This is a genomic window from Pseudomonas sp. GW821-FHT01C01 (genome assembly GCF_059422645.1).
This window is the reverse complement of record NZ_JBWKXF010000002.1, coordinates 258181-270214: the sequence shown is the minus strand read 5'-3', so window position 1 is coordinate 270214 and position 12034 is coordinate 258181. Positions and strand designations below refer to the sequence as shown.

The following is a 12034-nucleotide window of genomic DNA, read 5'->3' as shown; positions in this document are numbered from 1 at the left end:
GATGAAAGCAAGCCAAACACGCATCGAAAACAGTATTGCAGAAATGGGGGTATCCATAGATGTGGGAGCGGGCTTGCTCGCGAAAGCGGAAGGTCAGCCACTCTCATCGTCGGCTGTGAGTCCGTCTTCGCGAGCAGGCTCGCTCCTACAGATTGTTTTAATCTGATGGTCAGAACAGATAACTGGCCTTCAGCCCGCCATTGAAGCCATGGCTGTCGCCGCCACCGCTGGCGCCGATTTGCGCACCCACGCTCCACGGTCCAAGGTTGGCCATGACGTTGACGCCACCGGTGAACTGGTCCCGGTTGTCGAAGGCGGCTTGCTGTTCAATGTCCAGGCCCAGTAAGTGCCCTTCGCTGTCGACTTCATGGTCGCCCAACACATGCTCGTAACCCACTTGCACGCCCGGCACCAATTGCCAGGCACCAACGCCGACAGGTGCAAATGATGCGTTGAGGTTGGCCACCGCGCTCTTGCGGGTCTGGTGGATGCCGTCGACGTCCAGGGCCAGTTCGCTGCCTTTTTCCTGGAAGCCCGACAGATTGACGTGGCTGACCCGTACCCCGAGGCTCGGTTCAAGGGTCACGCCACTCAGCGGCACACGGTAACCCAGTGCCAGGGTCGCGCCGGTGAGGTTGCCATGGCTGTCGCCCCTGGCCGTGCCCAAGCCACCACCGAGTTCACGCTTGCTCTCGTAATCGAGATAGCCGGCGCTGGCATCGGCATCCACAAACAGGCCACGCTCCAGACCGTTCGGTGCGAAGCGTGCGCCAACACTGAAGAAGGTCAGGTCGGTATCGGCCTCGCCACCCGCCCCACCGACGTTGCCACTGCTGTAGCCGAAACCGGCATGGGCACTGAGCTGTTCGGAAAAGCGCTGGGTCAGGCCAATCATCATGCCCTGGCTATGCTCGTTGCTGCTGGAGGCCTGAGACGAGCCGTCGGTGCCCAGATAACCCGCCAGGGCGGTACTCCACAGGCGATATTGCCCGGCCTTGAGGTCCGTTCCGCTGGTGAAAGGCGCGGCCGCCTGTTCGATCATCGCGCCCTGGCGCAGCAGGTAGCTGGCAGCGTCGGCGTGCACCTGACCGCCGACGGTGGACTCGACGCCGCCGAGGCTGCGCGCATCAATGGCCGATTGCAGGTAATAGTTGTAGGCGCTGTAGGTGCCCGACAGGTTGCTGTTCTGCAGTTGTTGCAACAACCGCGCGCCGGCCGCGGCGTTGCCGGCCAGGTCCGCCGCGCCAGGCAGGCTGTTGTAGAACACCATCTTGCCGCGCAGCACGTAGATGGTTTCCTGGGACAGGCCGAGGCCTTGCTTGAGGTAGTTATCCATCGTGCCGTACTGCGCGGTCACCTGGTCCAGGCCAGCTTGCAGGTAACTGGCCTCCACACCGATCAACGGCCCGTAGATGGTTGCCATGCCCGGTGGCATCACTGCCAGGGTCGCCTTGATACGCGCGGCGGTGTAGTCATTGGTCGCCAGGTAGTTGCTCATGATGGTGGCATCGTCGACCCCGGCGATGCTTTGCAGCACCGCGGCGGTCCAGCCCGTACGGTCCTTGCCGGCGGTGCAATGGAACAGCGCGGCACCGTCGACCGCGGCCAGCTCATCGAACAGTTGCTTGAACTCGCTACGCATCCCCGCGTTCCTGACGAAATCACGGTTGGTGTCCTGCATCATGGCAGTGGCTTCGGCAGCGCTGTGGAACGCGATGTTGGTGACGTTCGCGCCGGACGTGGAGCCGCCGATGATGTCGATGTTGGTGTACGTCGCGCCAGTGAGCATTTTGTCAGGCGTGGCGGCGATCTCGCTGGGCGTGCGCAGGTCGTAGACGGCCTTGATGCCCAGGCCGTTCAGGGTCGCCAGATCCGCCGCCGACGGGGTCAGCGCATTGGATCGGTAAAACACCCCGCCACGCATCGTGCCGTCATTGGTGGTGGAATACGCGGTGGTGAGACCTGCAACATCGCGGAAGTTGTCGATGCTTTTCAGGCGCGGGGTATTGAGGGGAACAGTCTCGGCAGCCTGGGCGGCAGCGATGGACAGGCTCAAAACGGACAGCGAACACACAAGTCGTTGGAACACAGTGCAGCCTCATTGAAATCGCGTTGGGCTGACTAATATCTACATTGAAATGACGCTGAACATGACAAATCGCCCGCGAAGGCAAATCACTGCGCGATGTGTCCGGGTGGCTCGTTTTCTGTCCGTGCAGTGCCCGTTGTGCGGCCAACTTTGCTGCCGCAAATGAATGATATGCCGGGTGGGAAGCGAGCTGCGCCATGTCCGGCGATCAAATTCCAGTTGCAAAAAACCCGCCTTTCAGCGTGATGCTGTTCAGTTAAGCGAGAATGATCCACTGTAGGAGCGAGCTTGCTCGCGATAGTCGTTAACGATGCCGCGTGTTTACTGACTAAACGCAGCGCTCTTGAGTCCATCGCGAGCAAGCTCGCTCCTACAGAATCCTTAACTGAACAGCATTACGCGTCTCAGCGGTTTTTTGGCTTTTCCGAACTGATTTCTACAACCGCGAACTCAATGGGTTTTTTTCGAGGTCGACAGTCCGGTTTTACTCAAGCCTTTGGTGTTGTGATCACCTGGCGTCGAGGCCGAAATAGCCCTGGCCTTGGAGATACCGCGAGTATCCTTGGAATGAGCGAGGCCTGAGGTCGTGGTGCCATGACCGTTATCATCATTGCGCTCACTACCGAAATGGTTCCCGCTGACGCCATGGTCGCGCACGGATTTGCCAGCATGGTCGCTGTCCAGCCCGTTACCGCGGCCGTTACTGCCGGAGTGGCCTGTACCGGTGTGTCCGCCACCCATACCGCCGCCGTGGCCAGCGCCGTTTCCGCCACCGTTTCCACCGCCATTGCCACCACCATTTCCACCACCGCCGTGACCACCACCGTCCTTCGCATACGCGGACCCCATGATCGACAGGCCATCAGGGAGTAACGGGGCGGCTGCAAGCATCATGGCGCATGACATTACAGCAACGAGACTCTTGTTTTTAAAAAGCATGATTGCTTCCGTAGGTGGTTGATATCGCGTGACGTATGACGCGATATCAACCCGTCAGTTCACGCTCGACGACAGACGGCCAGGCTGCCATCCACACGTTAATCAAACGCACCGTCGAGAATTTCATAGACAAGCCCGGTCGCCAGCGCAACCAGGATCAGATCCGTGCCGACTTGCTGCCATTCGTAGCCATCATAGTGGGGCAGTCTGCCGACCAGTCGGCCATCCAGTTTTTTGGCGATGCCGGGTGGAAGCGGCTTGCCTCGGGCAAGGTTCTTTTGAATACCCGGTGGCAAAGCAGGCCCTGGGCTCCAGTAGCCCGTATTCACGCCAATGATCTCGAGCACGCTGCCCCGGTTGATGCTCGGGCCATTGCTCCAGTCCCCGCCGCCGGAATTCTTGTTCTTGTTGCCATGACCGCCCTGGTTGCCATGGTTGGCCTTCCCGTTGCCCTGGCCGTTACCGGGGTCGGCCAGCGCCGTTACCGAGCCGCTGATCAGGGTCAAACAGGTGATTGCTGCAATCAACGATCGAGACTTGTACATGAGTCGTTCCTTCGTGGTGGGGAAGATTCTCTGAAATTTAGACGCTATTGACGCGCCAACGCAGACCATTGCGGCGATTCGCGGGTTTATCGAGAAGTGACGTCGCAACCTTCTTCGATGTGAATCCACGCTTGATACGTCGCAGATACTTCAATGCGTGGCGCTGTTTCCCGATTGTTACCTCAGCGCCGCACTTGTCACTTCTGCGTCGCCGAACTGGCCAATAGAGTATGGCCGTCGGTGTGGAACAGGGTCGTCGACTTGTCGGCCCGCGCTGGCACCGATCCCCCCATCACGGAAGAGGTGAATCATGAGTTTCGTCAAAGTTGAAAAAAACCAGAGCAGCGCCCCGTCGGAAGCCGACATGAAAAAAGCCATGGTCGAGTCCGGCGGCAAGCCGGGCGAGGTCACCGGGACCAATGCCGCCCGCACCCTGACCTACACCGGTGTGGTCAATCACACGGTGTACGAGAACAAGCTGATCGAGATCGCCAAGGGCAAGCGTACCAGCTGGAGCTTCGTCTGGGCCGATGCCCGGGCCGCCTGATGTCAAGGCGGGGTGGCCGATCGGCTGCCCCGCTGACTCAGCCCCTGATACAACCCCGATACCCGCTTGTAACACCAAGACACTTAGCCGCCCTGCCCCTCGACCCTAGAGTGAAGCCGTCAATGGACTACAGCGCCAGGCGCCAGCAGCCCATTGATTGTCCAACACACCACCAAGGAAGAGGGAAACCATGAGCAAATCAATCGCTGTCAGCCAACACAGCCAGCAGCTTCACGATGAAGTGCAAAAAGCCGTCAAGTCGATCATGGGTGCAACGCCAACGCAACTGAAAGCGGCAGATTACGGCCGGGTACTGAGGTCGGCCCTGGCGGCTTCGCAAAAAACCGTCACCATCGAAATCGCCGCCGGCGACCTGACGCTGCTGAAGAAGTCCGGCTACAAGCTGTGCTTTGCCAAGAAGGTGGGTGACGCCGACTACAACGTGGTCTGGCAGTCCTATGACGCTTACCTGAGCAACAACGAGTTCAGCTGGACGCCGCAGTATCAGCTGTTCGCCTCCAACGTGTTCAAGGAAAACGTACAAGTCAAAGTCTCGACCAACATCGTCAACATCGGTCTGGGGCAAACCTCGACACTCGATGAAAGCGGCCTGCTGAGCCCGGCGGTAACCGGTGGCCCGGACATTTCCCTGACTTTCGTGAACGACTACGCGCCGATTCATCCGGGGGTCAACCAGTTGTCCACCGGCATTGATGGCAATCAGGTCAGTACGCCAATCTACGTGGCCGTAAACCAGGTGGTCACCGGCAACACCGTGCTGACCCCGGTGGAAACCATCCTCGTGTGGTTCGAACAGAACGTACAGACCAGCACCATGTTCAGTACCTCACGCTCCAAGGCGATCGAAATCGACCTGACGTTCGATAACACCGCAGGTCGCCTTTACGAAGGCGGTCAGTGGAAAACCGTGTAACCGTCATGCCGGGGCAACCTTGCGGTTGCCCTTTCACTCCTCTTTGCCCGCCGTGGCGAAGTAGCCCGTCAGCGAGCGACAGATCGATTGCGCGAGGTCCTCCTGGGTGGCGATGCCATAGGGTCGATCACGATCGAACTGCGCCGACCAGCGAATCCGCCCCTGCGCCACATCCACCAGGCGCAATGACGCTCGCACCCGCGAAGGCTCGACCCGCACGCTGCCCTCCAGGCAATAGCTGTAACGCCCGCCACGCTTGAAGTCCGGTACCGGCTCGCTTTTGCGTGCCACCCGCATCAACACATGATTGGTCCCGGTCTGCGCCTGCTCGAACGACTCGAACAGTCGGCAACTCAACTCCTCGCACAAGCCCCGGGTAAAGTCATCGCCATCGCGGGTGAGGCAGGTAAACGGCTGGATCTGGACCACAGGATGGCGTGTACCGACGCCCTTGGGCCACAGCCGCTGATAGGTCAAGCGATAACACCCGGGTGGAATACTGAAGCGCACCGGATCCTGCTGGCCGTTGCCGGCGTAATGCGCTGCGAGCTTGCGCCGCAAGCGTCCCACCTGCACTCGCACCACCGGATCGTCGCCCGTGCAATACACTGCCGGGTCACGACGAAACACCGCGATGCCGATAGCGTGTTCGGTCAGCGGCGTTTTGCAAGCCTGAAGGTCGTGCTCGACCAGAAAGCGCAACAGACTGCCCATGCGCCTGGACTTGGCAAACAACGGGCTGACCAGCAACAGCGCCAGCACCCGCTCGATTTCTTCCCGATCGAGCGGCTCGGGAACCCCCGCCGCAGTCGAATCGGCCATGCTTTTGATCACCATCGCCTGCCTCCGTGCAGGTTGCCGACAGGAATGGATGTCGCACTCCGTGATTACCCTTGCAGCGTGAGCAGGAATGGGGCTCGGGCACTGCAACGACCAAGCGTAGCAGCCGTGTTGATATCGGCAGGCAATTGCGATGGTAGCAACCCGCCATCCGACGAACGTTCAATCTTGACGTCTGAAAAAAGTTTGTAGGACTTGTCCCTTTGTGGCGAGGGAGCTTGCTCCCGCCGGGCTGCGAAGCGGCCCTCATCCCTTGCAACTCATTTCCTCAGACACACCGTAGCGCCCGGTTTACGGCGGCAGAGCCGCCGAACGGGAGCAAGCTCCCTCGCCACAGAGACCATTTGAAGACAAATAACGGCTCGCCTGCGAAAAACCCGCATTTCTGCGGGTTCTTATTGACGCTTGTTCATTCTCCGGCGGCGAGCGGTCAGCCGTCGCCGAGGAATCGACGCCCCGCAGGAGCTGGCTTGCCAGCGAAGGCGTCCGAAAGTCTTATGAAAATCCACCGACGCCATCGCCAGCAAGCTGGCTCCTACAGAGTCCTGATCAGAAGTTCGCCGGCGTGTTGGCGCTGATAATCTCCGCCTCATCCGCCCCGATATTGCGAAACCGGTGCGGCAACGTCGTCGGGAAGTAATAGCCATCCCCGGCATTCAGCACACTCACCTGCCCATCCACGGTCAACTCAACCGTGCCACGGGTCACCAACCCGCACTCCTCGCCTTCGGAATGCACAATCGGCTCTTCGCCGGAACTGGCGCCCGGCGCGTATTGTTCGCGCAACAGACGCATCTGCCGACTCGGCACCGACGCGCCAATCAGCAGCAGGCGCAGGCCATGGCGGCCGAGGTCGGGCTGTTCGCTGGCGCGGAAGACGTATTGGTGTTCGCGCGGTGGCTGATCGAAGGTGAAGAAGTCGGCTAGGGACATGGGGATGCCCTCCAGCAATTTCTTCAGCGAACTGACGGAAGGACTGACTCGATTCTGTTCGATCAGGGAGATGGTGGCATTGGTGACGCCGCTACGCCGGGCCAGCTCGCGCTGGGACAGTTTGTAGCTTTCGCGTACTAATTTGAGTCGTGAGCCCGTGTCCATGACAGCCTTATGTGCCAACCTGTAGGAGCGAGCTTGCTCGCGATTCCGATCTGAACTTCAACATTGATGTTGACTGAACCAACGCTTTCGCTCCTACAAGGATAATGGAGGGGTGGAGAGCAGGCGCGGATCACGCCGTTTTCCGGTCCCGGAAACGTGAAAGGCGGCTATTAAATCACGTTTGTTGGTAATGCTCAGCAGGTTCGATAAACGGCAGAAAAAATAGCCGTTTGCCATGAAGTTGCACACCCTGTGGGAGCGGGCTTGCTCGCGAAAGCGGTGTGTCAGGCGACATCCATTTTGGCTGATATGGCCTCTTCGCGAGCAAGCCCGCTCCCACAGAGGGGCGGCGGTGTTTCAGGTATTAAAAATCCGGCGGCATCCTTTTGGGGACGCCGCCGGCGAGGTAAAGCTTAGATGCCGAAACGGTCGCGCAGCGAGTAGTACACGGCGCCGAGGGCGGTCAACGGCGCCGAGAAGGTGCGCCCGCCGATCATCGGCATGTGTGGCAGCGAGGCGAAAGCATCGAAACGCTCGGCGTCGCCACGGATCATTTCCGAGATCAGTTTGCCGGCCAGGTGCGAGCAAGTGACGCCGTGTCCGCTGTAGCCCTGCATGTAATAGGCATTTTTCTCGATACGACCGAATTGCGGCATGCGCGACATGGTCAACAGGAAGTTGCCGGTCCAGCGGTAGTCGATCTTCACGTCCTTCAGTTGCGGGAAGGTCTTGAGGATTTTCGGGCGGATCAGTTGTTCGATGTCGTCAGGTTCACGCGCGCCGTAGACCACGCCGCCGCCGTACAGCAGGCGGTTGTCAACGGTGAGGCGGTAGTAGTCGAGCAGGTAGTTGCAGTCTTCGACGCAGTAGTTGTTGGTGATCAGGTTGCGGGCCTGTTTTTCCGACAACGGTTCGGTAACGACGATCTGCGAACCGCACGGCATGCTCTTGCTGGTCACGCGGTTGTCGAGCCCCTGCGGCAGGTAGGCGTTGCCGGCGATAAGCAGGTACTTGGCCTTCACCACGCCTTTGGCAGTGCGCACGGTGATCGGCTCGCCGTAGCTGATTTCCACTGCCGCCGATTGCTCGTAGATCTTGCCGCCCAGGCCGATGATCGCCGAAGCCTCACCGAGGGCCAGGTTCAGCGGGTGAATGTGGCCGCCCTGCATGTCCAGCAAGCCGCCGACGTAGGCATCGGAACCGACTTCACGCTTGATGTCGGCCGCATCGAGCATTTTCAGGTTCTTGTTGCCGTAGCGCTCCCAGCTCTTTTTCTGCTCGGCCAGGCCTTTGAGTTGTTTCTTGTTCATCGCCGCGAAGATGCCGCCGGGACGGTAATCGCACTGGATGTCGTAGTGCTGTATGCGCTGACGGATGATGTCGGCGCCTTCGAAAATCATGCTGCCGAGGACTTCGGCGGTCTTGTCGCCATAGCGCTCTTCGATGACATCGACGTCACGGCTGTAGGAGTTGACCAGTTGGCCGCCGTTGCGACCGCTGGCGCCGAAGCCGACTTTGGCCGCTTCGAGCACGGTCACGCTGTAGCCCGCCTCGGCGAGGAACAGCGCCGAGGACAGGCCGGTGTAGCCGGCGCCGATCACGCAGACGTCGCAGTCCACCGCGCCTTCCAGCACCGGAAAATCGCCGGTGAAGTTGCGGGTGGCAGCGTAGTAGCTGTTTACATGCTGTTGATTACTAGAGCTGTGTTTCATAAATTTCTCCGATGGCCGCCGCAGGTTGCCGGCGACCGCCGCTTTATTGTTGTTAGAGCTTGATCCAGGTCGCTTTGAGCTCGGTGTACTTGTCGAACGCGTGCAGCGATTTGTCCCGACCGTTACCCGACTGCTTGAACCCGCCGAACGGTGCGGTCATGTCGCCACCGTCGTACTGGTTGACCCAGACGCTGCCGGCACGCAAGCCACGGGCGAAGGTGTGGGCCTTGCTCAGGTTGCTGGTCCACACGCCTGCGGCCAGGCCGAAGATGCTGTCGTTGGCAATCGCCAGGGCTTCTTCAGCCGTGTCGAAGGTGATGACCGACAGCACCGGACCGAAGATTTCTTCCCGGGCGATGGTCATGGCGTTGGTCACGCCGTCGAAAATAGCCGGTTCCACGTACAGGCCACCGGTGTCTTCGAGGGTGCGAGTGCCGCCTGCGATCAGTTCAGCGCCCTGCTCTTTGCCGATACCGATGTAGCGCAACACATTGTCCAGTTGACGCTGGTCGACAACCGCGCCGACTGTCGTCGCAGGATCGAGCGCATGGCCCGACTTCCAGGCCTGCAGGGCTTCCACCAACAATGGAATGAACTGCTCGCGGATCGAACGCTCCACCAGCAGACGCGAACCGGCGGTGCAGACTTCGCCCTGGTTGAAGGCGATGCCACTGGCCGCAGCCTGTGCTGCCGCGCGCAAATCCGGCGCGTCGGCGAACACCACGTTCGGGCTCTTGCCCCCCGCTTCAGCCCAGACGCGTTTCATGTTGCTTTGCCCGGCGTAAATCATCAGCTGCTTGGCAATCACCGTGGAGCCGGTAAAGGCCAGCACGTCGACGTCCATGTGCAGCGCCAGCGCCTTGCCGACGGTGTGACCGTAGCCCGGCAGGACGTTGAACACGCCTTTCGGGATGCCGGCGTCCAGTGCCAGCTGCGCGATGCGGATCGCGGTCAGCGGGGACTTTTCCGAAGGCTTGAGGATGAACGAGTTGCCCATCGCCAGGGCCGGGGCGAATTTCCAGCTGGCCATGATCAGCGGGAAATTCCACGGCACGATGGCCCCGACCACGCCGGCCGCTTCGCGCGTCACCAGGCCCAGTTGATCGTGGGGCGTGGCGGCGACTTCGTCGTAGATCTTGTCGATGGCTTCGGCGGTCCAGCGGATCGCGTTGGCGGTCGCTGGAATGTCGATGCTCATGGAGTCGCTGATCGGCTTGCCCATGTCGAGGGTTTCGAGCAGAGCCAGCTCTTCCTGGTTCGCCAGAATCAAGTCGGCGAAACGGATCAGGACGCGCTTGCGCTCGGCCGGGGCCAGGTTGGCCCAGACGCCGGATTCGAAGGTGCGGCGCGCGACGGCGACCGCCGCATTGGCGTCGGCTTCATCGGTACTGGCGACGTTGGCCAGGAAACGACCATCCACCGGGCTGATGCATTCGAACGTGGCGCCACTGGCGGCCGCGCAGTATTGGCCGTCAATGAATGCGCGACCTTCGATTGTTAGGGACTGGAAGCGTTGCTCCCAGTCGCTGCGAGAAATTGTCATGGTTGTGACTCGACGCAGGGGAATGAGTAGTCGTCGGACTGAATTGAAATGCAATCTCATGTGGGAGCGGGCTTGCTCGCGAAGGCGGAGTGTCAGGCGACATCAGTGTTGACTGATCCACCGCTTTCGCGAGCAAGCCCGCTCCCACATTTAATTGGCGGTGTACTCAAGGAGTGCGCACACCGCTTTGGCCATCAGACGGTGTGCAGGTACCAGTTGTACTCAAGGTCGGAGATGGAGTTCTCGAACTCGGCCAGCTCGCTTTCCTTGCACGCCACGAACACGTCGATGTACATCGGGTCGATGTATTTGGCCATGACTTCGCTGTCGTCCAGCTCGCGCAGTGCATCGCGCAGGTTGTTCGGCAGGCTCTGCTCGTTTTGCTCGTAGCTGTTGCCTTCCACCGGGGCGCCCGGCTCGATCTGGTTGGTCAGGCCGTGGTGAATACCGGCCAGTACCGAAGCCATCAACAGGTACGGGTTGGCGTCGGCGCCAGCCACGCGGTGTTCGATGCGCACGGCGTCCGGCGAACCGGTCGGTACACGTACGGCCACGGTGCGGTTGTCGATGCCCCAGCTCGGCGAGTTCGGCACATAGAACTGTGCACCGAAACGACGGTACGAGTTGACGTTCGGGCAGAGGAACGCCATCTGCGCCGGCAGGGTCTCGAGCACACCGCCGATCGCGTGTCGCAGCGCGGCGTTCTGCTCGGGATCCTCGCTGGCAAAGATGTTGTTGCCTTCCTTGTCGAGAATCGAAATGTGCACGTGCAGACCGTTACCCGCCTGGCCCGGATACGGCTTGGCCATGAAGGTGGTGTCCATCTCGTGGTCGTAGGCGATGTTCTTCACCAGACGCTTGAGCAGAACGGCGTAGTCGCACGCCTTGATCGGGTCAGCCACGTGATGCAGGTTGACTTCGAATTGCGCCGGGGCGCTTTCCTTGACGATGGCGTCAGCCGGGATGCCCTGCTCTTTAGCGCCTTCGAGGATGTCTTGCAGGCAGTCGACGTATTCGTCGAGGTCGTCGATCAGGTACACCTGGGTCGACATCGGGCGCTTGCCGGATACCGGCGAACGTGGCGATTGCGGACGACCGTTCACGTTGTCCTGGTCGATCAGGTAGAACTCCAGTTCGAACGCGGCGCAGATAGTCAGGCCCATGTCGTCGAACTTGCGCACAACATTAGCCAGCACTTCACGCGGGTCGGCGAAAAATGGCTCGCCTTCCAGTTCGTGCATGGTCATCAGCAGTTGCGCAGTCGGGCGCTTCTGCCAGGGTTCGATGCTCAGGGTGCCCGGGATTGGGTAGCAGATCCGGTCGGAGTCGCCAATGTCCAGACCCAGGCCGGTGCTTTCCACCGTAGAACCATTGATGTCCAGAGCAAACAGAGACGCCGGCAGGTTGATGCCTTTCTCGTAAACCTTATGAAGACTGGTGCGCTCGATGCGCTTGCCGCGCACCACACCGTTCATATCCGCAATCAGAAGGTCGACGTACAAAACCTCAGGATATTTCTTAAGGAATGCGTTTGCTTCGTTGAGTTGAACGGTACGCAGAGGGACCGACATGATGCACCTATTTTTTACTGTTAATTATTATGTTCACCGCCCTTTCACGAGCCCAGTCAATCCGAAAGGCAAAGTGAAGTCAATAGCGAACACCTGGCCTTTCAACGTTTATTTTCGGGCCTCTCAGAAGGACGAGAGTGCCATATACGCCCTCAAACACGCGTAAATCCTGAAGATCGGACGTGTGGCGTTTAGAATTTTTTACATGAGAGTTGT

10 protein-coding genes are annotated in these 12034 nt (G+C 59.9%); 2 read left to right on the top strand and 8 right to left on the bottom strand.

The window, feature by feature from the left end:
- Positions 1 to 169: 169 nt before the first annotated feature.
- The 3 genes from AC07XF_RS02655 to AC07XF_RS02645 all read right to left on the bottom strand — a co-directional run bounded on the left by AC07XF_RS02655 (position 170) and on the right by AC07XF_RS02645 (position 3573).
- The gene (locus tag AC07XF_RS02655; RefSeq protein ID WP_495025278.1) at positions 170 to 2089 is read right to left on the bottom strand and encodes a tyrosine-protein phosphatase; all 1920 of its coding nucleotides are present in this window, start codon (positions 2087 to 2089) and stop codon (positions 170 to 172) included.
- Between the two features lie 450 nt (positions 2090 to 2539).
- Positions 2540 to 3028: a hypothetical protein gene (locus tag AC07XF_RS02650; RefSeq protein ID WP_495025277.1), complete on the bottom strand. Its 489-nt coding sequence runs from the start codon at positions 3026 to 3028 to the stop codon at positions 2540 to 2542.
- 98 nt (positions 3029 to 3126) lie between these two features.
- On the bottom strand, positions 3127 to 3573 hold the full coding sequence (locus AC07XF_RS02645; RefSeq protein WP_495025276.1) for an anti-virulence regulator CigR family protein: 447 nt from the start codon (positions 3571 to 3573) through the stop codon (positions 3127 to 3129).
- Between the two features lie 310 nt (positions 3574 to 3883).
- Here AC07XF_RS02645 and AC07XF_RS02640 point away from each other — a divergent pair, with 310 nt between their 5' ends.
- Complete coding sequence (locus tag AC07XF_RS02640; RefSeq protein WP_007998498.1) at positions 3884 to 4120, top strand: hypothetical protein; 237 nt, start codon at positions 3884 to 3886, stop codon at positions 4118 to 4120.
- 190 nt (positions 4121 to 4310) lie between these two features.
- On the top strand, positions 4311 to 5054 hold the full coding sequence (locus AC07XF_RS02635) for a hypothetical protein (RefSeq protein ID WP_495025275.1): 744 nt from the start codon (positions 4311 to 4313) through the stop codon (positions 5052 to 5054).
- 33 nt (positions 5055 to 5087) lie between these two features.
- Here AC07XF_RS02635 and AC07XF_RS02630 read toward each other — a convergent pair whose 3' ends face one another.
- The 5 genes from AC07XF_RS02630 to AC07XF_RS02610 form a co-directional block, all read right to left on the bottom strand.
- Complete coding sequence (locus AC07XF_RS02630; RefSeq protein WP_495025274.1) at positions 5088 to 5891, bottom strand: hypothetical protein; 804 nt, start codon at positions 5889 to 5891, stop codon at positions 5088 to 5090.
- 552 nt (positions 5892 to 6443) lie between these two features.
- Entirely contained in the window at positions 6444 to 6992 is a 549-nt protein-coding gene (locus AC07XF_RS02625; protein WP_007982140.1) for a cupin domain-containing protein, read from the bottom strand.
- Positions 6993 to 7405: 413 nt separating this feature from the next.
- Entirely contained in the window at positions 7406 to 8704 is a 1299-nt protein-coding gene (locus tag AC07XF_RS02620) for an NAD(P)/FAD-dependent oxidoreductase (protein ID WP_495025273.1), read from the bottom strand.
- A gap of 52 nt (positions 8705 to 8756) precedes the next feature.
- Positions 8757 to 10247: an aldehyde dehydrogenase gene (locus AC07XF_RS02615; protein ID WP_495025272.1), complete on the bottom strand. Its 1491-nt coding sequence runs from the start codon at positions 10245 to 10247 to the stop codon at positions 8757 to 8759.
- A 194-nt stretch (positions 10248 to 10441) separates the two neighbouring features.
- Entirely contained in the window at positions 10442 to 11818 is a 1377-nt protein-coding gene (locus AC07XF_RS02610; protein WP_495025271.1) for a glutamine synthetase family protein, read from the bottom strand.
- Positions 11819 to 12034: the final 216 nt, after the last annotated feature.